Raw genomic sequence first — 21,991 nt, 5'->3', positions numbered from 1 at the left:
GCGCGCTAAGGCGTCATCGAGGCGACCGTCGCCGCAACGAGGGGCTGGGCCTTGCGCCGTCGCACTGGTCGCGACGTCCTCAATCGCCGGACTCCAGGAACCGGTCGGCGGTACGCAGCGACAGCGCCATGATCGTCAGCGCGGGGTTCGCCGCCAGCGCGCTGGGGAAAATAGAATTGTCGCAGATCAGCAGATTGGGAATGTCGAAGCTGCGACCGTCCGCGTCGACCACCGCCTCGCCGCCGTCATGCCCCATGCGACAGGTGCCGATGGTATGCGCGGAGCGATCGACGGCGAAGATGTCCTTCGCGTCCGCCGCCGTCCAGATGTCGGTCAGCGTGCGACGGGCGTGGCGATCGATCGCGTGTTCGTTGGCATGGTAGCTAAAGTCGATGCGCGCCTTGCGGTGGCCGAAGGCGTCGGCCTCGTCGGCAAGCGTCAGGCGATTGTCCGGATGGGGAAGGCATTCGCCGTTGATCCCGATCCCCGCCAGCCGATTATAGTTGCGCAGGATCGTCTGGAGTCGTTCGCCCCACATGCCGGCGCCGCGCGCGAGACCCGTGGCGAGAGTGACCGGCAGTACCCCCAGGCTCTGGATCAGGTAACCACCGGCGCAGTCGGCATCGCGAGGCCGCAACATATCCTCGCTGATGAGCGACGACGGATAGCCGCGGTTCATCCGCATATCGGCATCGAACCGGCCCCAGACCTGGGTGGCGACATGCGCCATGAAGTTGCGCCCGACCTGACCGCTCGAATTGGCGATGCCGAGGTTGAGCAGCAGGCGCGGTGTTTCGACGCCACCTGCGCACAGGAAGACCGCGGAACAGCGCTGTCGACGCTCTTCACCATCCTGCAGATAGACGACGGCGTTGATCCGGCCGCTGCCGTCGAACTCGAACGACAATACCCGGCACCCGGCGCGAATTTCGGCACCATGCGCCGCGGCGAGCGGCAGGTAGGTGGTGTCCATGCTCGTCTTGGCGGCGTTGCGACAGCCTTGATGACAGGCGCCGCAATTCACGCAGGCCTGCCGCTGTCCCCAATGCGGTTGATCGCGATCGCGCGACACCAGCGCGGCCGGTGCGTCGGTCGCGGTTATGCCGACCGCCGCGCAGCCACGTGCCATCGCGTCGGCTGCGGCATTGCGCGCCACCGGTGGATACTCGTAGTGGCGGTCCTGGTCCCAGGGATACCGTGCCGGCCCCGAAACCCCGGTGAACTGCTCCACTTCCTCGATGTAGCGGATCAATGCGGCATGATCGACTGGCCAGTCCGCGCCCTCGCCGGTCAGCGTCTTCAACTGCAGATCGCGCGGGTCGGGGCGGGGGCAGAATGCACCCCAATGCAGCGTCGACCCGCCGACGCCCATGCCCGAATTGTTCGCGCCGAACGCGGTGGGGTTCGCACCACCGCTCAGTCGCTCCTCCATCCAGTAAATGTCGGCCGCGACCTCGTCGGCGACATGCTCGTCCGGGTGGAACGCACGCCCGGCCTCAAGCGCAACGACCGACAGACCCGCCTTAGCGAGACGCGCGGTGAGCGGCGCGCCACCGGCGCCCGTGCCGATGACGACCGCATCGACGATGTCCGTCGTGGCATTGCGAGCGCCGGCAGTGCGAAGGGGCATCATGCCGCGCGCTCCGGTGCGGATTGCCAGCTTTCCACATCGTCGGCGGCGGTGCGCGTGTACCCCTGCTTGCGATTCGCATCGCCGCCCACGGCGAATCCATCATAGCCGATTGCGGCCATCGTCGTCGGCAACGACATCCAGACGCGGACAACCTCCGCGCGAACGTCCTCGAACCATAACTTCATCTGCTCGGGCGAAAGATACGCCTCGTCATCCGCGATACCCGCCTCTCCCTTGGCAACATTTTCTAGGAGGCCGGCGCTGACGTGCGTGTCCTGCGCGGCGACACCACCCGTCATCCTGCGCAATGTCGCCAGGCCGCGGATCCAGGCATCGTTATCGGTCGGCAAGTCGGCGAACCGCCAGCCATCGCCGTCCCCTTGGGCAACGCCGGCTGCGACACGCTGCGCCAAGCGGTGGTCGGCACCGCAATCCGGCAGGATCTGCGCGATCAGCGCAGCAAGCGTGGCATGGTGCGCATCACTCCAGGGCGCAGCGTCGCGGGGAGGGCGCAGTCTTTCCAGCATCACCCGGCGCGTCCTCTCGCTGACCCGAGCGGAGCCGAGGATCTGCGCAAACGCGGTCGGTAGCGCCGACCCCGCAACTTGGCTTGCGTGGTCGCGGATCAGGGCGGCAAGCGCTTGGGGGCGTTCGTAGGGGATCAGGTGCGCCGCGTTGGCCACCACGCGCACTTCGGACGTGACATAATGCGGCACGTTGAGCCGCCGCTGGGCATCCTCACCGAGATCGCCGTCTTCGCCGCCAGCGACGATCAATGCCGGAATGGTGATCTTTCCGGCGGCGGCGCGCCAGTCTTCGCGACTGCCGCGCTCGAGCCATCCAAGCCACGCCTCCCGGCTTGTGTGGAGGACATCGTCGATCGCCGATGCACGCAGCGGATCGGGGAGCGGCGCGACGGTATTGGCGTCGACGAAGGTGGCGGCATCGTCACGTGCGATCTGGCCATCGGCGAACCAGCCGATCATCTGCGCCCGGCGATCGTCGTCCATCGGTTCGGGCGCGGGGGGCGATGCCGCGACGAGAACGACGCCGAGAACGCCCGACAGACCCGTCTCCCCCGCTGCCGCGCGGGCCGCAACCAGCGTTGCGATCTTGCCGCCCATGCTGTGCCCGACAACAACGCACCGGACGAGTCGGCGGGATCGGATCTCGTCGGCCAGCCAATCGGTCATCGTGGCGACGTCGGCATGACCGGCACCTGCAGCGCCGCCGAATCCGGGCAGGTCGAGCGCGACGCACGCGTATTCGGGAAGACTGTCGATGACATGCTCCCATTCGCGCGCGCTGGCGCCGAGCGCATGGAGAAACACCAATGTAGGTCCGGTCATGAAGCCTCGCGAGATATCCTCCTGCCGGACGATGCAGGACCCTGTCCGTTCCCCCCGCATGCGCCAACAAAGGCAATATCGATCAATTCGCCGTCATTTTGCGTACCGCGAAGGGGCGATCAACATCGTCGCAGTCGCGCCCGGTGTCCGTCGCGCTTTCCGGGATGGCGCGCGACGAGGACAGATTGATGACCGTATCCGGCTGAGGCCAGCGGCGTAAGCCGGCATCGGGCTCCGCGCTTGCGTATGGCCCGACAACGGCGCAGTTCGCCGCTGCAGACACGAGATAGCGGAGACCCCGAATGACCGAGACCGCCGAATATACGCCGCCCAAGGTCTGGACCTGGGACAAGCAGAGCGGAGGCCGGTTCGCCAGCATCAACCGCCCGATCGCCGGTGCCACGCACGACAAGGACCTGCCGGTCGGCAAGCACCCGCTCCAGCTCTACTCGCTTGCAACGCCCAACGGCGTGAAGGTGACCGTGATGCTCGAGGAGCTGCTCGCCGCCGGTCATACCGACGCCGAATACGACGCCTGGCTCATCAAGATCATGGACGGGGACCAGTTCGGCAGCGGCTTCGTCGATGCCAATCCCAACTCGAAAATCCCGGCGCTGGTCGACCGCAGCGGCGCTGAACCGATCCGCGTGTTCGAATCGGGATCGATCCTCGTCTATCTCGCCGAGAAGTTCGGCGCGTTCCTTCCGACCGATGTCGCCAGGCGCGCCGAGGTGCTGTCGTGGCTGTTCTGGCAGATGGGGGCGGGGCCGATGCTGGGTGGCGGCTTCGGGCATTTCTATGCCTATGCACCCGTGAAGATCGAATATGCGATCGATCGTTTCGTGATGGAGGTCAAACGCCAGCTCGACGTGCTGGATCGGCGGCTGGGTGAAAGCCAGTATCTCGGTGGCGACGACTATTCGATCGCCGACATGGCGGTATGGCCTTGGTACGGCGCGCTTGTGACGGGCCAGGTATATGATGCCGCCGACTTCCTTCAGGTCAAAGACTATACGAACGTCCTGCGCTGGACCGACTTGGTCGGCGCGCGGCCGGCGGTCCAGCGCGGGCGGATGGTCAACCGGATCATGGGCGATCCCGCCAGCCAACTCCATGAACGCCATGACGCCGGCGACTTCGAAACCCGCACCCAGGACAAGCTCGACGGGGCAGCGGCGAAAAACCAGACGGGGTGACGCGCGGAGCAACCTGCCTTCAGACGTCGCCCGGATCATACCCGGTCCGGCGACGTCGCCGCCGGCATTGACGGGCTAGGGCATGCTGGTCGCGCCGCGTACCGGCTGCAGGCTCGATTCAGCGCCGTCGGTCTTTCACCGGGCACCGGCTATTTGAGCAGTTTCAACACGTCCTGTTGGCTCTGGTTCGCTTGCGCCAGCATCGCTGTCGATGCCTGATTCAGGATCTGCGCCTTCGCCAGAGTGACCGTCTCTGCCGAAAAGTCCGTGTCCTCGATGCGAGAGCGGGCGTCGGTCAGGTTGGTGGTGGCGCTCGTCATGCTGTTCACGCTGGCCTGGATGGCATTTTGCGAGGCGCCAAGGCCGGCCCTGACGGTGCCGATCGAGGCGATCAAATCGTCGACCCGGCTCAGCGTATTGGCGGTTCGATAGGGGTTGGTCACGTTCATCTCGTCCGTGAAGGTAAACGACTTCCACTTGGGGTAGCGGGCGAGTGCGTCGCTGTACCAGCTGTCGCCCGGTCGTTGCGGGGGGCTGAAGCCGATATCGTCCAGCGTGACGGCGCGCCCCCCGACGCGTGCGTCCGCAGTGTAGTCGTCGAAGGTGATCAGATGCGTCGTTTCGCCGGCGTAGACAGCCGGTCGCGTGAGCCGCGCATCGCTGACGACCCGATAATAGTTCGTCGTGACGGGCGGGATCGAAACCGCAATCGTATCGCGCGTATCCGGACCAATCTGCAGCGCGATCGACGTTCCCTCGTTGATCGGTCCGCGGCTTGGGTCGGAATTGGCGGGCTGCGTGTTGAACAGACTTCGCCCGTTGAAGGACGTGGCCTTCAGCGTTGCCGCGATCTGCGTCGCAAGCGCCGTGACCTCGGTCTGCATGTTGGCGCGGTCCGCCACCGTGTAGGTGCCCGATGCCGACTGGACGGTCAGTTCGCGAATGCGCTGCGCCATATCCGTAACTTCGCCGAGCGCGGCGTCGGCCGTTTCGATCAGGCTGATCCCGTCGACCGCGTTGCGGACGGCCTGGTTCATTCCTCTGATCTGCGCAGTCATCGACGTCGAAATTGCCAGTCCGGCGGCATCGTCGGCGGCGGAATTGATCCGCTTGCCCGTCGAGAGATGCGTCATGGATTTGTCGAGCGATGTCTGGGCGAGACGCGATGCATTCTGCGCGCGAAGCGCCGCGACGTTGGTGTAGATGCCGGTCATCGAATCCTCCCGAATGCGCGGCCTCGGCGCGCTGCGACCGGAACCTATCGGGGGCGGTGGGGGTCGCGGCATCCGGTAAAATCCCGGATACTTAATTCGGCATTAGTCACCGTTCGGCATGGGTAACCGGGCGGCGTCGACCCGCCGCGCGGGGTTGCGCGGCCGCGTCAGTCGACGTTGGGAATGATGGTCGATCCCGCCGGGACCGCGGCCGGATGAAAGTCGATATATTTGCGGCCGAATAGCGCCGGGCTCTCGACGAACTGCTGGTGGATCGTCGGCGTGACGGTCTCGGGATGCGCCTTGCCCTGCACCCAGATGTCGGCGGTCGGGGCATCGCCACCGATCGTGATACCGAGCGGCGCCATCAGCGAATGCAGCAGCATCTCGTCGGGACAATCCGAGTAGCGGAAGCACCGCATATACCAGGGATTTTCGTCGAGAAACCGCAGGATCTTGGCGACGGCCTCACGCTCGAACAGCCACCACGCGCCGCCGCCATACAGGTGGATGCCGCGCAGTTTGCTCAGCGATCGGTCGGGCAGGCGCGGGAACACCTTGCGCAGGATCCGCCAGGCGATCGGGTTCTGCACGTCGTGCAGCCAGTAGCGGGTATAGCGTTCGAGCGGCTTGTGGCTCACCGGCATCGCGGTCAGCTCCATGAGATTGGCCGAGCCCGCGGGAAAACCGGCGATCCGGTCGCGGATCTGCGCGTCGGTCTTCACCGGATAGCATTGCCCGCTCATATGATAGAAATGCGTGATCGTCGGATCGCGAAACGCGGCGCGCAAGAGCCGCAGGACGCCCTCGACCTGACTCAATCCGCCCCAGTTCACCTGTACGCGATCGTCCAGGAAGGTCGCCTTGTCGCGCAGCGCGGCGAACGGCGCGATGTCCGATTTGCGGTCGATATGGACGAACGGCATCCACAACTCTCCCTGAAGCCGGTCGAGCAGCAGCGCGAGTTGGTCGGGACGATGATAGGCGCGGATCAAGGCGGCGATCTTCAAGCGGCGGTCCTTTGCTGATGAAGGCGGGCGGGGTGGGCGAAACGCGTCATGTCCGCGCCTGACGCGCCAGCGAAAGCCGCAGGTCGCCGAGCGCGCGGCTGATCTCCCGCCAGGTCGGGTGGTTTGTGAGGGCGAGCGCGACCACCCACAGCGCGATGCCGAGGATCGAGGCCATCGCGGTGCGAAGCGAGAGCAGTTCGCCGTCGCGCACCAGCAGGATCACGGGGAGGCAGGCGGCGAGCGTGCCCACCGCGCTTCTCGCGTACATCAGCGCCAGCGCGCGGCCCGCAAAGCCGACGATCCGGCGCATCATGCCGATATAGATCATGTACCAGATCACCGCATAGACCAGCCGCGCCGCTGCCGCCGCCTCCAGCCCGAACCGCACCAGGCAGATGAGGCAAATCAGCGCCGCCGCGGTGTCGATCAGGTTGCGGATCAACAACTCGCGGAGATGCCCGGATATCAGCGGCACTTCGGTGTGGAGCGGCAGCGCGAAGAACAGCAATTCGCTCAGTGCGACCCAGCGAAGCGCCTGCGCAGCCTCGCCCCAACCCTCACCGTAGATCAGTGTCACGATCGGTGTGGCCAGCAGCGACAGCAGCAGCATCGCCGGCCACAACACGCTCGTGTAGCAACCGACCAGATCCAGATAGGGCTGGTCGAGCGTCTTCTTGGCCCGCACCAGTTGCGCGAAGTGGCTGAAGAAGACCGAGGCCAGGCCACCGTCGAGCAGGGTGCGCAAGCCATCGACCATGCCCGCCGCGCGCCCGAACAGGCCGACCGCATGCATCCCCAGCACGTTGCCGATGATCAGATCGGGTGAGCGCGTGCCGATCGCGCCGCTGACCGCGAGCACGGTGGTACCCGAGCCGAACGAGACGATCGGCCGTGCGCCCTCGAAACTGAACCGCAGGCGGACCCGCCGGGGGCCGAGCCACTGCGCCATCGTCGCGCGCGCGACCTGTTGTGCGAGGAAGCCGAGCGCCAGCGCGATCGGGCCATACCCCCACAACGCGAACGTCACCGATATGGCGGCGTTGGCGGCGGCGGCGGCCATGTTGATGAACGCAAGCGTCCTGAAATCGACCGCGCGTTGCAACAGCGCGATCGGCACGGTGTTGAACGGCAGCAGCAGGAAGGCGGCGGCGATCAGCAGCATGATCGGGATCAGTGTCGGATTGGCGTAGTACCACGCCATCGGGAGACTCAGCCCGGCGATCGTCGCGCTAATCGCGACGCCGACGCACAGCGTGATCGTGGTGCAGGTGTCGAGCACTCGATCGGTCAATTCCTCGGACCGGACGACGTAGCGGTTGAGTCCGAAATCCTGCAGATTGGAGATCACGCCGGCGGCGGCGAAACCCACCGAGAAGGTGCCGAAGGCAGAGGGCGGCAGCAGATAGCGCGCCAGATACACGCTCACCGCGAAATTGAAGGCGAACACCAGCCATTGCCCGCTGACCGACCATAAGGCGGCTTTGCGTACCGCCATTATTTGCCCCTTGGTGCGAAATAGGAGCGGGCGAGATTACCCGCGAGTTGTCCCGCACCGCGGATTTGTCCGTAGCGCAGCATCCGCGCGACCGCACGCGTCGCGGGACGCCGATCGCCGCCCTCCGCCACATAGTCGCCGATCAGGCGGGCGCCGCCCGAGGTCAGGGCGGGCAGCGAATAGAGCAGCTTCGGCGCAACGCGCGCGCGCACCTTCCGCGCGATTCCCGGCATGCCGAAAATCCTGTCCAGCTCGTCGAGATGATCGACATCCGGCAGCGCCGACAGGCCCTCGGTCGGGTCGGGGCGGCCGCTGCTGCGCTGGAGATGCGCCTGCCAGGCGACCGCGGCGCCGATCGCGGTATGCAGCAGATGCTGGAAGGTGACCTGTTGGGGATTGACGCAATAGCGATACAGGATTTCGTCGACGCTGCACAATTTGGTGACCTCGGACAGCCGCAGCCACAGGTCGTAATCCTCGCAGTGCCGATAGATCTTGCGATAGCCGCCGACCTTCTCGAACGCCGCCTTGGCGATGATCGCGCTCGGATGGCTCATCAGCGGCAGCAGTTCCATCGCCGCGAGGAACGTGGTGGCGTCGCGCGGATAGTCGTTGGTCAGGCGGATCGTCCTGCCCTGTTCGTCGACATTGACCATCTGCGTGCCGATCACGCCGTGATCCGGATGCCGGTCGAGAAATTCGAGCTGCGTCGCGAACCGGTGCGGCAGCGATTCGTCATCGCCGTCCATCCGCGCGATCCAGTCGCTGTGCGCCATCGCGAAACCGCGATTGAGGCTGGCAACGAGACCGCGATTCTCCTGTTCAACCAGCCGGATTCGCGGGTCGGTCGCGGCGAGGCGGCGCAGGATTTCGGTCGAGCCATCGGTCGAGCCGTCGTTGACGATGATGAATTCGAAATCGCGATACGTCTGGTCGAGGATGCTCGCGACCGCGCGTTCGACGAACGGCGCGTTGTTGTACACGCTCATCAAAACCGACAACCGCATCAACCACATCCTCCGCGTCCACCGTCACCCCTACAGCGCGTGCCGTTGAAAATGAATGAACGGAGGATGTGCGCCGAATCGACTCAAATATCCTGGAGAAACTGCAGCATCATCGTCAGGGCAGCGTCGGTCAGGCCGAGCGAGCGAGCCGCGAGATCCGCGTCGTGCGGCCAGGAGGTGATCAGGCCGCGATGTTCCAGCGCGAGCAACCAGCGGCGGATCGCCACGTCGGAGAGGCCAGAGGCGGTGCTTACCGCGTCGATCGTCAGCGGCGTGCCCTTCTCATAGGCGACGAACAGCCCCAGCAGGATATCCCATGCCGGATCCTGGAACAGCAGGCGGACGGGGGCGAATGCAGCCGAGCGGGCATCGCGCTGACGGATCAGCGCGCGCGCGCGATCGAGTTCGGTCGGTGACGACGCATCCCGTACCGATGCGGTCGTCGATGTGGTCGCGGTCGGGCCATCGCACGGGGCCTCGTAGCGGAGGCGAAGGTGATCGCTCATGGGCGTCTTTCATATCTTGAAGTCGGTGCCGGGGTTGGGGTCAGGGCCAGGGTCAGGGTCAGTGCGGCCCCGACGGGATCGACCAGTCCGGATCGATCCCGTATGACGATTTGCGGCGCCGGTGACGCTCGGTGCCGGCGACCAGCAGCGCGAGCATCGGATAGGCGATCTTGCTGATCGCGGCGGCGTACATCCACGGTACCAGCGATGGATCATATGCCCTGACCCCGTGCACCGCGATCGCCAGCAGATGCAGCGCGCTGATCCAGATCGGCCAGAACCGGTTCGCGAACAATGCGACCGCGACCAGCCCGGCAAGCAGCACCAGATCGACCGACAGAAGGGCCCCATCGACCGAGCGGAACGCCGGCCGCGCCGTGAATGCCAGCATGCTCGAGCCGATCGCCGCCAGCAGGAATGCGACTGCGACGGCGCGCTCGGGCATGCCACCATGGCGAAACGCGAACGAGCAGGTCGCCAGCGCCACCGCATAATAGATCAGGATGTGGATCACTGCTGCGCCACCGTCTTCGCGGTCAGGCGGCTTGCGCGACGACCGAGAGGTGGCTGCCATCCGCCCCCGCGAAGAACGCCTCGTCGGGTTTGGGAAGGCCATCGCCGAAGCCGACGAACTTGCCGATTCGTTCGGCGCTGCGGTGCGCGGCGATCGCATGGCCCTGCGCCTGCGCGATCGCGGCCATCGCGCCGCCGAGCTCCTGGACGACGGGCTGGGCGATCCGAGGGGTGAGCCCGGCGCTACCGCCGAACGTCGTCGAGGCCATGGCGAGCTGCGAGCAGATCGCGAATGCCTCGGTCAGCTGCGCCTCGAGCCGGTTGAGCAGGATGCCGATGTCGGTACCGGTACGCGTGAGTTGGGTGTTCATGCAGACTATCCGCCGGTGCGGCCTCTTCGATCGATTAGCCAGACAGGTGCCCCAGCCGTTCGATCAGCTCGGCGAGCACCTTGAGACCACTTGCGAGCATGCCGAAGCCGACCGCGAGGATCACTGCGATAGCCGGGATCCAGAGCAAGCGTGCCGCGACCGGAAGGTCGTTGTTCCGCTGCCCCGCACGCCTGATCGGAAGCAGTCCCGCGAGCGACATCGGCGTGTGTATGCCGGTGTCGTGGACCGCTTCCGGCTCGACGACCGGCGTGGCGATCTCTGTCACGGTTTGCGGCGAAGAGACCACCCATGGAGATTGCCCCCCGAATTGTCCGGGGGGCGTATCCAGAGGCGGAGAGGCCTTAAGCTCGTGCTGGGCGAGCATGCACGCGGCCTCGCCACGGTCGGTCGCCCCGAGGATGCGGACGGCTTCGGCGATATACCCGTCGACCGTTCCCGGTGCGATGCCGAGATCGGCCGCGATCTGCTTGGATTTGCGCAACGCGGCGACGCCGCGCAGCACGTCGCGGTGGCGGTTCGACAGCCGATCGATGCGGGGTTCGTCCATGTCATCCCCCTTTCATCGGGCTCTTGATCGGGCCGAAACCATCATATGCGAACGACGACGGGCCAACGCGACACCGGATCGCGCCTGTCCCTAAAACGTCGTTGCCTCTGCAAGCAACAGCCCGAAACCGCAACGCTCGCCACCGGCTCGCGCCAAAGGCCGCGTATCTGCGCCCGTCGATCGGCTCGGTCCGTCGCATTTGAACCATTCTGTATCCGGTTTGCACGTCTTTTGCGCATTCGTGCGTTAAGTCGACGTGCCGGCTCGCCATCAACCTTTGGCTCGTCACCAAGGCGAGTCGGCACAATCCCCAAGGGCGCAGTGGTTTACGACGCCTCGGCGATCAGCTTGGCCGCAGCGGGGGTGTTCCACTCGTACCCGCCGGTCATCCGCCAGACTTCCTTGCCCGCCGAATCGTAGAGGATCGTGGTCGGCAGGTTCGCCTGATAGGCGAGGCTGAGGCCAAGCTTGGGATCGAGATAGGGCTTGAGCGTCGTGAACGCCTTTGCCGAGAAGAATGGCGTCACCTTCTCCGCGCCCTGCAGGTCCTGGCTGACCGCGATGACCTGGACCTTGCCGGCCAATGACTTGGCGGCGGCGTCGAGCGTGGGCATCTCGGCGACGCACGGCGCGCACCAGGTCGCCCACAGGTTGAGCAGCAGCGGCTTCCCCTTGAAACTGGCCAGCGTCACCGATTTGCCGTCGGGCGCGGTGAAGGCGCCGGTCGGGCCGGTCTCGCCCTTGTGGCTGCGGTCGAGCTTTTCGGTACTTGCCGTGGGGCCGGTCGCCTCGTCGGGGGCAGGGCCGGGCGCGACCTCGTCGGCAGACGCCGCATTGGCGACGGCGACGTTTGCTTGCTCCGGCGCGGGCGATTTCCTATCGCAGCCGGCGACCAGCAGGCCCAGTCCCGCGAGACAGACGATTGGGCGCGAAGTGAACACAGGACGCAAGACCATGGACGGTTCCAATTCGATGTGGGGTGGGCGGTTCGCCGAGGGCCCGGCGGCGGTCATGCGCGAGATAAACGCCTCCATTCCCTTCGACAAGCGGCTCTGGCAGCAGGATATTGCGGGCTCCAAGGCGCATGTCGCGATGCTCGGCAAGCAGGGCATCGTTTCGGCCGAGGATGCCGCGACGATCTCGGCCGGGCTCGACACGGTGGCGGCGCATTACGCGGCGAACGGCGTCGAGGAGGATCTGGTCCTCGAGGATATCCACATGCAGACCGAGGCGCGGCTCGCCGACGCGATCGGCCCGGTCGCGGGGCGGCTGCACACCGCGCGCTCGCGCAACGATCAGGTCGCGACCGACTTCCGGCTGTGGGTGCGCGATGCGATCGACCAGGCACTGGCCGCGCTTGCCGGGTTCCAGGGGGCGCTGCTGACCCGCGCCGAGGAGCATGCGGCGAGCGTCATGCCCGGCTTCACGCATCTCCAGTCCGCGCAGCCGGTGACGCTGGGGCATCACCTGATGGCGTATCATGCGATGATGTCGCGCGACGTCGGCCGGTTCGCCGATGCGCGCGCGCGGATGAACCGGTCGCCGCTCGGCTCGGCGGCGCTGGCGGGAACGGGGTTTCCGATCGACCGGGAGATGACCGCCGCGACGCTCGGCTTCGACGGGCCGATGACCAATTCGCTCGACGGGGTCAGCGACCGCGATTTCGCGATCGAATATTTGACCGCGGCGACGCAGACGTCGCTGCATCTGTCGCGGCTCGCCGAGGAGTTCGTGCTGTGGGCGTCGCAGCCGTTCGGGTTCGTCGCGCTCAGCGATCAATGGTCGACCGGCAGCTCGATCATGCCGCAGAAGCGCAACCCCGACGCGGCCGAGCTGGTGCGCGGGCATGCGGGGCGTATCCTCGGCTGCATGACCGCGCTGATGGTGACGATGAAGGGCCTGCCGCTCGCCTATTCGAAGGACATGCAGGACGACAAGCCGCCGGTGTTCGAGGCGCACGACCTGCTCGCGCTGTCGATCGCGGCGATGACCGGGATGGTCGAGAGCGCGACGTTCCGCACCGACCGGATGCGCGGGTTGGCGGAGTCGGGCTTTGCGACCGCGACCGATCTTGCCGACTGGCTGGTGCGTGAGGCGGGCCTCCCGTTTCGCGAGGCGCATCATGTGACGGGCCGCGCGGTGAAGCTAGCAGAAGAGCGCAAGGTTGCGCTCGACGCGCTGCCGATCGAGGACCTGAAGGCAATCGATGCACGGATCGACGAACGCGTGTACGGCGTGCTCTCGGTCGACGCGTCGGTCGCCAGCCGGACCAGCTTCGGCGGCACTGCGCCCGACAATGTGCGCGCGGCGATCCGCGCCGCACGGGGAGAAACGGCATGAAACGGTTACTCGCACTGACGGGGTTGGCGCTGACACTGGCCGGCTGCGGCGCGGCGGACGGGTTGGTGCCCGCGGAGGGCAAGACTCTCCCGGTCGCGCCTTATGGTGCCAAGACCCGGCCGACCGCCGCGCAGCTGCTCACGCCCACCACGCAGCAACGCCCGCAGCGCAGCGATGAGCTGCTGACCAAGTCCGACGAGCGTCGCAGCGACGAATTCGACCTGCCGCCTCCCAATTGAAGACCTGATCCATGAACCATTTCGCCTATCGTGACGGTGTGATGCATGCCGAGGACGTCGCCCTGCCGGCGATCGCCGAGGCCGTCGGTACCCCCGTCTATGTCTATTCGACCGCCACCTTCCGCCGCCATGCGCAGGTGTTTCGCGACGCGCTGAAGCCCGCGGGCCGCGTCCACCTGGCCTATGCGATCAAGGCCAATCCCAACGTCGCGGTGCTCCGCGTGCTGGCCGACGAAGGCTATGGCGCCGACGTCGTCTCTGCGGGCGAGATGCAGCGCGCGCTGGCGGCGGGAATCCCCGCGTCGGACATCGTCTTCTCGGGCGTCGGCAAGACGCGGCGCGAACTGGCGCAGGCGCTCGATGCCGGGATCGGCCAGTTCAATCTCGAGCTGGAGGAGGAGGGCGAAGTCCTCGCCGCGCTGGCGCATGCTCGCGGTGAACGCGCGCCAGCAGTGCTGCGCGTGAACCCCGACGTCGACGCGGGAACGCACGCGAAGATCTCGACCGGGCGCAAGGAGAACAAGTTCGGCGTCGCGATCGACCAGGCGGTCGGTATGTTCGACCGGTTGTCGAAGCATGACGGCCTCGATTTGCGCGGCGTCGCGATCCACATCGGCAGCCAGCTTGCCGACCTAGCGCCGCTGGAAGCCGCCTATGCGCGGATCGGCGAGCTGGTCGCCGAACTGCGCGCGGCCGGGCACAGGATCAGCCGCGTCGATCTGGGCGGTGGCCTGGGCGTCCCGTACAAGCCCCAGGACGTGTTGCCGAGCCCGGCCGAGTATGGGGCGATGGTCGCGCGTGCGACCGCCGGGTGGGACGTCGAACTGATGTTCGAGCCGGGACGCGTGATCGCGGGCAATGCGGGCGTGTTGCTGACCGAGGTGATCTGGGTGAAGCCGGGCGTCGTGAACCCGTATGTGATCGTCGATGCGGCGATGAACGATCTCGCGCGCGTCGCGATGTACGATGCGTATCACGACTTCGTCGCGGTCGCGCCGACCGGCGAGCGGATGACCGCCAACATCGCCGGGCCGGTGTGCGAGACCGGCGACACCTTCGCGATGGGGCGCGATATCGACGTCGTGAAATCGGGCGATCTCGGCGTGTTCCGCACCGCAGGGGCGTATGGCGCGACGATGGCGTCGACCTATAACAGCCGTGCGCTCGTGCCCGAAGTGCTGGTCGATGGCGACCGGTTCGCGGTGGTTGCCGACCGGATCCAGCCCGAGACGATCCTGGCCGCCGAGCGCGTGCCGGAATGGCTCAAGCGGTGACGACCGCGCCGCCGCCTCCGCTACAGAGCCTGCCGCTGTTCGTGCGGCTGGCGGGGCGTCCGGTGATCCTGCTGGGGGAAGGCGAGGCGGCGGATGCGAAGCGGCGGTTGCTCGACCGCGCGGGCGCCGATGTGGTCGGCGAGGATGCCACGGCCTCGCTCGCGATCGTCGCGATCGACGAGGAGGACGAGGCGCTGGCGGCGGTCGTGCGGCTGAAGGCGCGGGGGATATTGGTCAACGCGGTCGACCGTTCGGCGCTGTGCGACTTCATGCTGCCCGCGATCGTCGACCGCGCGCCGGTGCTGATCGCGATCGGGACGAGCGGCGTGTCGGCCGGGCTGGCTGCGGCGTTGCGACAGCGGCTCGAGGCGCTGGTGCCAAGCGATCTGGGCAGGCTCGCGTTGGCGTTGCAGGCGGCGCGCGGCGCGTTGCGCAAACGCTGGCCCGACATGGGCGAGCGCCGCCGCGCGCTGGCGACCGCGATGGCGGCGGGCGGGTTGCTCGATCCGCTGTCGCCGACGCACGATGTCGATGCGTGGCTGGCGCCGACGGGCACCCCCGCTGCGACGCGCGACGTGGCGATCACGCTGGTCCTGCTGTCCGACGATCCCGAAGACCTGACGCTGCGGCAGGCACGTGCGCTGGCGAGTGCGGACCGGGTCTATCATGGGCCCGACGCCCCCGCGGCGATCCTCGATCGCGCGCGTGCCGATGCCGCGCGGCTGTGCGCGCCGATGCCCGCCGATCCCGGTACCGGGCTGTCGATCGAGATCGAGATGGCGCGGTGAGCGGGTTCGGGTTTCGCGTCACCGACGGCAAGGCTGCGCGGATCGACGTGAAGGACGCGCTGGGCAATACCGCGGATCTGGTCTGGGTACATCTGTCGACCACCGCCGAGCATGCGCAGTCCTGGCTGCGCGACGAGGCCAGGCTGCTCGACTATGTCGTCGACGCGCTGACCGCGACCGAGACGCGGCCGCGTTGCGAGGCGGTCGGCGAGGGCGCATTCCTCAATCTGCGCGGGCGATCGAAGGAGGAACTCGACACCTCCGATCTGCTCGCCTCGGTGCGGATCTGGGCGGTGAAGGGGCGGGTCTTCTCGGTCACGCGCAAACCGTTGATCGCGGTCGCCGAGGTTGAGAAGATGGTCGAACGCGGCGAGGTCCGCGATCCGGGCGACCTGATCGCGGCGTTTGCGACCGCGATCACCGCCGACCTCGATCCCGACGTGGCGACGCTCGGCGACGAGCTCGACGATTGCGAGGAGCAGCTCGACGCCAACCGCGTGTTCGAACTGCGCCGTGCTGTGAGCAAGGTGCGCGTGGCGGCGATCGGCTACAAACGCTTCCTCAGCCCGCAACGCGCCGCGCTGGAGAAACTGGCGGCGCTGCCCGGCGACTGGCTGGCGGGGGACGACCGGCTGCATCTGGCGGCGGCGGCGGATCGTGCCGCGCGGATGGCGGAGGAGCTCGAATCGATCCGCGAACGCGCGGCGCTGATCCACGAGACGCTGACCGACATGCGCGCGGAGCAGATCGACAATCGCTCGCTGATCATCTCGATCGCCGCGATGGTGTTCCTGCCGCTGACGTTCCTCACCGGGCTGTACGGCATGAACGTCAAGGGGCTGCCCTATGCCGAGGAGCCCTGGGCGTTCGACGCGATCGCGGCGGCCTGCGTGCTGATCGCGGTGGGGGTCGTGGCGTATTTCACGATGCGCCACTGGTTCCGCCGCTAGCGGTCAGGCGGCGCTGGCGGTCCGCCAGGCCTGGGCGATCTCATCGAGCATATCGGCGGAGTCGCGGAACGGCTGGGGGTCATGGCCGAGCGATGCGTTGATGACGGTCTTGCGCGCGCCGCCGTACAGCCGTGCTAGCGTCTCGGAGACCTGCCCGCCCTTTTCGAAATCGAGGCCGGCCTCGAGCGCGAACAGGATCGCGGTGGCGCGCGTGATCCGCTCGCTCTTGACCGCGAACTTGCGCTTTTCGCAGGCCCAGGCGGCGGCGCGCAAGGCCGCGACGAGTTCCTTGTAGAGCAGCTGGACGAGCGCCGGGCCGTCCGCGGTCGCGGTACGGCCGACCGCGTCGATCTGGCGGTAGGTAGCGAACGGGTCGCGCGCGAGCGTGGAGGCGTAGGTCACGAAGTTTTGTTCCACTGGGCGATCTGGCCGGTAAGGAAGGTCTGCGTCGATTTATACGCCGACACGCGCGCGTTCATGCTGGCATATTGCTGGGTCAGGCGCGTGGTGAGCTGCGCCGACTGGTCGGTGACCTTGTCCTGCTGCTTGGTGACGTCCGACTGCGCCGCCGTGTAGCGCACGGTCGACGCGCCCAGGCCGGTCAGCGTGCTGGTCGCACTGGTGGTCAGCGCGGTCAGCGCTGCGGACAGGCCGAGCGCGTTGGTGCCCGACGGCGCGAACATCGATTCGATCGTGTCGGGATAGGCGGCAAGCTGCTTGGCGAGCAGCGCGCTGTCGACGCGCAGCGTGCCGTCGGTGTTGGTGGCGACGCCCAGCTCCGACAGCGTCCGCGGGAGACCGGCGACCGCGCCGCCGACCAGCGGCTTCGACGTCAGCGCCTTGAGCGAACTCAGCAGCGACTTTGCCGCCGGATCGGCGCGCAGGTTGCCGGTGATCGGATCGGTCTGCGCGGTGACCGTCGCGAGCACTTCGTTATAGGTCGTGACGACGTCGTTCACAGCCTGGGTCAGTGCGTCGGTCGGCGCGGTGCTGGTCAGCGACACGGGGACGGTCGACACCGCGTTGAGCTGCAGCGTCACGCCCGCGACGAGATCGCTGACGGTGTTGCCGGGGCGCTCGACGGCGATCCCGTCGACGGTGATCTGCGCATTCTGCGCGGTCGAGACCAGGCTCGTGTTGGTCGCAGTGCCGCCGATGTCGAGCGCGTCGCTGTCCGTACCCTTCAGCGTGAACGCGTTGTCGCTGCCGGTCGCGCCCTTGACCGACAGGAACGCGCGTCCCTGCGCATCGGTGACGACGGAGGCGGTGACGCCCTTCTTCGACGCGTTGATGCCGGCTGCGATCGCATCGATGCTGCCGTCGCCGATATCGATCGCGATGTCATCGCCGGTGCCGATCTTGAGCGTCAGCGCGCCGGTGCCGAGCGAGGTCGCGCGCTCGGTGGCGGGGACGGGGGTGTTGGTGCGCGCGACCTGGCCGGTGGCGAGGCGCGTGACGGTGACGCTGGCGGACAGGCCCGACAGCTTCGCGCCCGACTGCGCGGTGGCGGACAGGATTGCGGCGTTCGAGCTGGTCGGCTGGGTCTGCAGGCTGCCGCCCTTCACCAGATTGGCGAGCGCGGTGGAAAAACCGGTCATCGTGCTCTTGAGCGAGGCGACACCCGAGATCTGCGACGTGAGCGTGTCCGACTTGGATTTCAGCGCGGCGGTGCGCGCGGCGAACTGCGCTCCGACCAGCGACGTGACCAGCGTGCCGGTATCGACGCCCGAGCCTGCGCTGAGCCCGGTCAGCAGCGCCTGCGTCGCGGCGTTGACTGCGCTTTGTGCGGTCGGCGTGGGTGTCGGAGTCGGCGTGGCCGTCGTGCTGCTGGTCGATGTTACCATGGCGAATTCCCTGCACGTGCGCGCGCATCTGTAAGAACGACCGTTCGCCGGGGATCTTTAGGCCTGTTTCATGCCGTTTTCGTCGAACCGTGCGTCCTTGGGCACGGTGACGAACGGCTGGACGCCCGCGGCCGTACCGCCGGCCGCCGCGTTCAGCCCGAAGACGAACGCAAGCACCGTCGCGATCGCCATGTACAGGTCGTCGCGGACCTCCTGGTTTTCCTTGCTCGTGTAGTAGACGGCGCGCGCGAGCATCGGATATTCGAGCACGGGAACGCGCCCCTCCGCGGCCAGTTCGCGGATCGCCAGTGCGGTCGCGCCGCGGCCCTTGGCGACGACCACGGGCACCTGGTCCTTGCCGCGATCATAGCGGAGGGCGACGGCGAAGTGCGTCGGGTTGGTCAGCACGACATGCGCCTCCGCGACCGATTTGCGTAAGCCCCCGCTCGCCATCGCGCGCATCTTCGCGCGCATCTGGCCCTTCGCCTCGCCATTGCCCTCGGTCGACTTGTGCTCGTCCTTCACCTCCTGCTTCGACATCCGCATCTTGCCGAGGCGGCGGATGATCTGGATCGGCAGGTCGATGCCCGCGATCGCGCACAGCCCGAACGCCATCGCGATCAGGATGCCCTTGAAGATCCCGCCGAGCGTCGACAGCGCCTGGTTGAGATCCGCGGACGAGGCGAGCCCCATCGTCGAATGCGCCGCGTTCCACAGCATCCAGCCGCCGATCGTACCGAGCAGGATCACCTTCAGCAGCGACTTGCCGAGCTCGATCCAGCCATTCACGCCGAAGATCCGCTTGAGCCCCGCGGTGGGATCGACGCGGCTGTATTTGGGCGCGAGCAGACCGCCGTTGAAGCCGAGCGACCCGAGCCCTGCCTGGCTCAGGATCGCCGCGCCGATGCTGACGATGAACAAGGTGACGAGCGAGGGGGCGAGCTTGCCGCCCGCCTCCATCAGCGGGCGCCAGGGCGCGAAATCCTCGACGTCTGCATGCGTGAACTGGAAGCTCGAGCTCATGATCGCCTTGCACGCGACGATCAGCGTCGGGCCGGCGTAGATCAGCCAGGCGACGCCGGCGAGCATGCTGAGCGCGGTGGCGAAGTCGCGCGATTTGAGGATGTCGCCCTTCTCGACCGCATCCTTTTTGCGCTTGGCGGTTGGGGCTTCGGTTTTTTCGCCGCCTTCCTCGGACATCAGCCGAGCACCAGGTTTTCGGTGGCGGCCAGGCCTTCGCGGACGATGACGAGCATATAGTCGCCCATCGTCGGGAACGCGATCGCCAGCGTGATGACGCCGACCGCGAGGCTGGCGGGCAGGCCGACCGCGAACAGGTTGAGCGAGGGCGCGGCGCGGCTCAACATGCCGACGACGATGTTGAGGCAGAGCAGCAGGAAGCCGACCGGGAGTGCGAGCAAGAGCCCGGCGAGGAACGCGTAGCCGCCGAAGAACGCGATCGCCTTCAGCCGCTCGACGCCGATCCATGCGGCGCCGGGGGGCAGGACGTCATAGCTCTTCACGAGCAGGTCAATCAGGATCAGATGGCCGTCGACCGACAGGAACAGCAACGTCAGCATGATCGAGAAGAACTGGCCGAGCGCCGGCGACGACTTGCCGTTCTGCGGGTCGATCGACGAGGCGAAGCCGAGGCCCATCGCGCCGCCGATCACCTCGGCCGCGATCATAGGCGCGGCGAACGCGATCTGGAGGACGAAGCCGAGCGCGAGGCCGACGAGCGCCTCGGCGGCGGCGGAGAGTATGGTGGAGACCGCGAAGATGGTCTGCGGCGGGACGATCGGATGCGCCGCGAGCACGAGGAAGCCGATCGCGCCCGACAGCGTGACGCGCACGGTCAGCGGCACCGAGACGGACCCGAACACCGGCGCGGCGATGAACGTCGCGCCGATGCGGATCATGACGAACACGAGCGCCCAGAGTTGGGGCTCGATCGAAAGCCCGAAGCCCAGCACGACTAAATCCCCCTCCCGCTTGCGGGAGGGGTTAGGGGAGGGCGCGACGTACGTACTGGCGTCCGGTCTGTTTGGTCAGCCCCTCCCCCGACCCCTCCCGCAAGCGGAAGGGGAGCAGAAGAGACGGTCGCATGTTCGGCGTGCCAGCGCCGCGGCAAAGCCGCGTCGTCGGTCCTTGGCTGTGCCAAGGCCGGCCGGGCTTGCGCTGAGTGCGCGGACGTCGCCGCGCTGGCGCTGCGCCTCACTTAACGAGATCCGGAATACGCTCGAAGATCCCGATCGTGAAATCGCTCAGCAACCCGAGGATCAGGCTACCGAAGATCAGGATCGACACCGCGACCACGACCAGCTTGGGCACGAACGACAGCGTCTGCTCGTTGATCGACGTCGCCGCCTGGATCATGCCGAGGATCAGCCCCGCGAGCAGCGCCGGGATCAGGATCGGCGCGCTGGCGAGTGCCAGCACCCACATCGTCTGGTTGGCGACGGTCAGGAAATATTGCGCATCCATGGTCTCAGGTCGCGAACGAGTTGGCGAGGCTGCCCATCGTCAGCGCCCAGCCATCGACGAGCACGAACAGCAGCAGCTTGAACGGCATCGAGATGATCGTCGGGCTGAGCATCGCCATGCCGAGCGACATCAGGACAGTCGCGACGACGAGATCGATGACGATGAACGGCAGGAAGATCAGGAAGCCGATCTGGAACGCGGTCTTCAGCTCCGAGGTGACGAAGGCGGGGAGCAGGACCGAGAAGGGGATGTCGGTGGACGACGCATACGGTCCGGACTTGGCGATCTGCGCGAACATCGTCACGTCCTTGATCCGCGTCTGCTTCACCATGAATGCGTGGAGCGGGACGCCCGCGGTGGTGATCATCTGCGTGCCGGCCAGCTGCCCGGCGGCATAGGGCTGGATCGCGGTCGTGTTGATCTGGCTGATCGTCGGCGCCATGATGAAGAACGACAGAAACAGCGACAGGCCGAGCAGCACCTGGTTCGGCGGCGTCTGCTGGAGCCCGAGCGCCTGGCGCAGGATCGCGAGCACGATGATGATCCGCGTGAAGCTGGTCATCATCAGCAGGATGCCCGGCAGGACCGTGAGCAGCCCCATGATGATGAGGACTTGCAGCGACAGCGACAGCGAACCGCTCTGGCCGGTATTGCCTGCGGCCTGTCCGCCGAGCTGGCCGAGCGCGCGATCGACCGCGTCGCCGACCGCGGGGTTGGTCGGGGCGGGGACGGCTTGGGCGAAGGCGGGCATGGCTAGGAAGAGGGCGAGGAGAAGGGCGAGCCCTATCCAAACTAGGCTGTTTCCCCGCGAACGCGGGGATCCAGGACCAAGCAGCGCGCCGTTCGTGGCTCCTGGATTTCCGCGTGCGCGGGAAAACGGTTTGGCGGTCGACGCGGCAAACAAGGCCGGGCCCGAGCCCTTGCGGGTCACCGTCGGACGAACAGCGGCGGTCATGCGTCGACCTTGTCGATCAAATGCACGCCGCCACGACCGACCGAGACGAGCAGCCGGCGGCCCTCGAAATCGATCACCGCGAGGCGCAGGCCCGGCGAGATCATCATCGTTTCCTTGACGCCGATCAGCCGGGTCGACGGCTTGCCCGGCATCCGGCTCTCGAACTTGCGCCACAGATACAGGCAGCCGAACATGAGGCCGCACACCAGCGGCAGCAGGATGACGAGCTTGAGGATATAGGTCCAGAGCATCGGG

General features: G+C 66.9%; 24 protein-coding genes. 6 read left to right on the top strand and 18 right to left on the bottom strand.

Annotation, left to right across the window (positions count from 1 at the left end; genetic code table 11):
- Positions 1 to 79 precede the first annotated feature (79 nt).
- Together ASF00_RS04230 and ASF00_RS04225 are read right to left on the bottom strand one after the other, a co-directional pair.
- Positions 80 to 1,633: a GMC family oxidoreductase gene (locus ASF00_RS04230; protein ID WP_235525603.1), complete on the bottom strand. Its 1,554-nt coding sequence runs from the start codon at positions 1,631 to 1,633 to the stop codon at positions 80 to 82.
- A complete protein-coding gene (locus ASF00_RS04225; protein ID WP_055874515.1) occupies positions 1,630 to 2,982 on the bottom strand; it encodes an alpha/beta fold hydrolase in 1,353 nt (450 codons plus the stop codon). The genes ASF00_RS04230 and ASF00_RS04225 overlap by 4 nt, the downstream gene beginning before the upstream one ends.
- 302 nt (positions 2,983 to 3,284) lie before the next feature.
- Here ASF00_RS04225 and yghU point away from each other — a divergent pair, with 302 nt between their 5' ends.
- A complete protein-coding gene (yghU, locus tag ASF00_RS04215) occupies positions 3,285 to 4,178 on the top strand; it encodes a glutathione-dependent disulfide-bond oxidoreductase (protein WP_055874511.1) in 894 nt (297 codons plus the stop codon).
- A gap of 149 nt (positions 4,179 to 4,327) precedes the next feature.
- Here yghU and ASF00_RS04210 read toward each other — a convergent pair whose 3' ends face one another.
- From ASF00_RS04210 to ASF00_RS04170, 9 genes are all read right to left on the bottom strand, one after another.
- Positions 4,328 to 5,392: a flagellin N-terminal helical domain-containing protein gene (locus tag ASF00_RS04210; protein WP_055874508.1), complete on the bottom strand. Its 1,065-nt coding sequence runs from the start codon at positions 5,390 to 5,392 to the stop codon at positions 4,328 to 4,330.
- Between the two features lie 167 nt (positions 5,393 to 5,559).
- The gene (locus ASF00_RS04205) at positions 5,560 to 6,402 is read right to left on the bottom strand and encodes a beta-1,6-N-acetylglucosaminyltransferase (protein ID WP_055874505.1); all 843 of its coding nucleotides are present in this window, start codon (positions 6,400 to 6,402) and stop codon (positions 5,560 to 5,562) included.
- Positions 6,403 to 6,448: 46 nt separating this feature from the next.
- Positions 6,449 to 7,897, bottom strand: a complete 1,449-nt coding sequence (locus ASF00_RS04200) for an oligosaccharide flippase family protein (protein ID WP_055874502.1) — start codon at positions 7,895 to 7,897, stop codon at positions 6,449 to 6,451.
- Positions 7,897 to 8,904: a glycosyltransferase family 2 protein gene (locus ASF00_RS04195; protein WP_055874499.1), complete on the bottom strand. Its 1,008-nt coding sequence runs from the start codon at positions 8,902 to 8,904 to the stop codon at positions 7,897 to 7,899. Before ASF00_RS04195 ends, ASF00_RS04200 begins: the two co-directional genes overlap by 1 nt.
- An 83-nt stretch (positions 8,905 to 8,987) precedes the next feature.
- The gene (locus ASF00_RS04190) at positions 8,988 to 9,410 is read right to left on the bottom strand and encodes a hypothetical protein (protein WP_055874496.1); all 423 of its coding nucleotides are present in this window, start codon (positions 9,408 to 9,410) and stop codon (positions 8,988 to 8,990) included.
- Positions 9,411 to 9,468: 58 nt separating this feature from the next.
- The gene (locus ASF00_RS04185) at positions 9,469 to 9,984 is read right to left on the bottom strand and encodes a hypothetical protein (protein ID WP_055874485.1); all 516 of its coding nucleotides are present in this window, start codon (positions 9,982 to 9,984) and stop codon (positions 9,469 to 9,471) included.
- On the bottom strand, positions 9,947 to 10,294 hold the full coding sequence (locus tag ASF00_RS04180) for a hypothetical protein (RefSeq protein ID WP_055874482.1): 348 nt from the start codon (positions 10,292 to 10,294) through the stop codon (positions 9,947 to 9,949). Before ASF00_RS04180 ends, ASF00_RS04185 begins: the two co-directional genes overlap by 38 nt.
- 34 nt (positions 10,295 to 10,328) lie before the next feature.
- Entirely contained in the window at positions 10,329 to 10,862 is a 534-nt protein-coding gene (locus ASF00_RS04175) for a helix-turn-helix domain-containing protein (RefSeq protein ID WP_055874479.1), read from the bottom strand.
- Between the two features lie 326 nt (positions 10,863 to 11,188).
- On the bottom strand, positions 11,189 to 11,818 hold the full coding sequence (locus ASF00_RS04170; RefSeq protein WP_055874475.1) for a TlpA family protein disulfide reductase: 630 nt from the start codon (positions 11,816 to 11,818) through the stop codon (positions 11,189 to 11,191).
- Positions 11,819 to 11,834: 16 nt separating this feature from the next.
- On the opposite strand from ASF00_RS04170, the gene argH reads away from it, so the two are divergent.
- The 5 genes from argH to ASF00_RS04145 are packed head-to-tail and all read left to right on the top strand — an operon-like array spanning position 11,835 to position 16,453.
- On the top strand, positions 11,835 to 13,202 hold the full coding sequence (argH, locus tag ASF00_RS04165) for an argininosuccinate lyase (protein WP_200910234.1): 1,368 nt from the start codon (positions 11,835 to 11,837) through the stop codon (positions 13,200 to 13,202).
- A complete protein-coding gene (locus tag ASF00_RS04160) occupies positions 13,199 to 13,441 on the top strand; it encodes a hypothetical protein (RefSeq protein WP_055874469.1) in 243 nt (80 codons plus the stop codon). Before argH ends, ASF00_RS04160 begins: the two co-directional genes overlap by 4 nt.
- 11 nt (positions 13,442 to 13,452) lie before the next feature.
- Positions 13,453 to 14,715 carry a diaminopimelate decarboxylase gene (gene lysA, locus ASF00_RS04155; RefSeq protein ID WP_055874465.1) on the top strand — a complete coding sequence of 421 codons (1,263 nt, stop codon included), beginning with the start codon at positions 13,453 to 13,455 and terminating at the stop codon, positions 14,713 to 14,715.
- Positions 14,700 to 15,503 carry a precorrin-2 dehydrogenase/sirohydrochlorin ferrochelatase family protein gene (locus tag ASF00_RS04150; protein WP_055874463.1) on the top strand — a complete coding sequence of 268 codons (804 nt, stop codon included), beginning with the start codon at positions 14,700 to 14,702 and terminating at the stop codon, positions 15,501 to 15,503. The genes lysA and ASF00_RS04150 overlap by 16 nt, the downstream gene beginning before the upstream one ends.
- Entirely contained in the window at positions 15,500 to 16,453 is a 954-nt protein-coding gene (locus ASF00_RS04145; protein ID WP_055874460.1) for a CorA family divalent cation transporter, read from the top strand. The genes ASF00_RS04150 and ASF00_RS04145 overlap by 4 nt, the downstream gene beginning before the upstream one ends.
- Before the next feature lie 3 nt (positions 16,454 to 16,456).
- Here the strand turns inward: ASF00_RS04145 and ASF00_RS04140 are convergent, their stop codons facing one another.
- The 7 genes from ASF00_RS04140 to ASF00_RS04110 all read right to left on the bottom strand — a co-directional run bounded on the left by ASF00_RS04140 (position 16,457) and on the right by ASF00_RS04110 (position 21,987).
- Entirely contained in the window at positions 16,457 to 16,855 is a 399-nt protein-coding gene (locus ASF00_RS04140) for a flagellar export chaperone FliS (protein WP_055874457.1), read from the bottom strand.
- Positions 16,852 to 18,297 carry a flagellar filament capping protein FliD gene (gene fliD / locus ASF00_RS04135; protein WP_055874454.1) on the bottom strand — a complete coding sequence of 482 codons (1,446 nt, stop codon included), beginning with the start codon at positions 18,295 to 18,297 and terminating at the stop codon, positions 16,852 to 16,854. Before fliD ends, ASF00_RS04140 begins: the two co-directional genes overlap by 4 nt.
- 57 nt (positions 18,298 to 18,354) lie before the next feature.
- Positions 18,355 to 19,497, bottom strand: a complete 1,143-nt coding sequence (gene flhB / locus ASF00_RS04130; protein WP_055874451.1) for a flagellar type III secretion system protein FlhB — start codon at positions 19,495 to 19,497, stop codon at positions 18,355 to 18,357.
- Positions 19,497 to 20,270, bottom strand: a complete 774-nt coding sequence (fliR, locus tag ASF00_RS04125; RefSeq protein WP_082463203.1) for a flagellar biosynthetic protein FliR — start codon at positions 20,268 to 20,270, stop codon at positions 19,497 to 19,499. The genes flhB and fliR overlap by 1 nt, the downstream gene beginning before the upstream one ends.
- A 241-nt stretch (positions 20,271 to 20,511) precedes the next feature.
- Positions 20,512 to 20,781, bottom strand: a complete 270-nt coding sequence (fliQ, locus tag ASF00_RS04120) for a flagellar biosynthesis protein FliQ (RefSeq protein WP_055874447.1) — start codon at positions 20,779 to 20,781, stop codon at positions 20,512 to 20,514.
- Between the two features lie 4 nt (positions 20,782 to 20,785).
- Complete coding sequence (gene fliP / locus ASF00_RS04115; protein ID WP_082463202.1) at positions 20,786 to 21,736, bottom strand: flagellar type III secretion system pore protein FliP; 951 nt, start codon at positions 21,734 to 21,736, stop codon at positions 20,786 to 20,788.
- Positions 21,733 to 21,987, bottom strand: coding sequence for a flagellar biosynthetic protein FliO (locus ASF00_RS04110; protein WP_055874442.1), 255 nt, complete (start codon positions 21,985 to 21,987; stop codon positions 21,733 to 21,735). The genes fliP and ASF00_RS04110 overlap by 4 nt, the downstream gene beginning before the upstream one ends.
- Positions 21,988 to 21,991 lie beyond the last annotated feature (4 nt).

Source organism: Sphingomonas sp. Leaf34 (assembly GCF_001421805.1).
GTDB lineage: Bacteria > Pseudomonadota > Alphaproteobacteria > Sphingomonadales > Sphingomonadaceae > Sphingomonas.
This window is presented reverse-complemented; position numbering and strand designations above follow the sequence as displayed.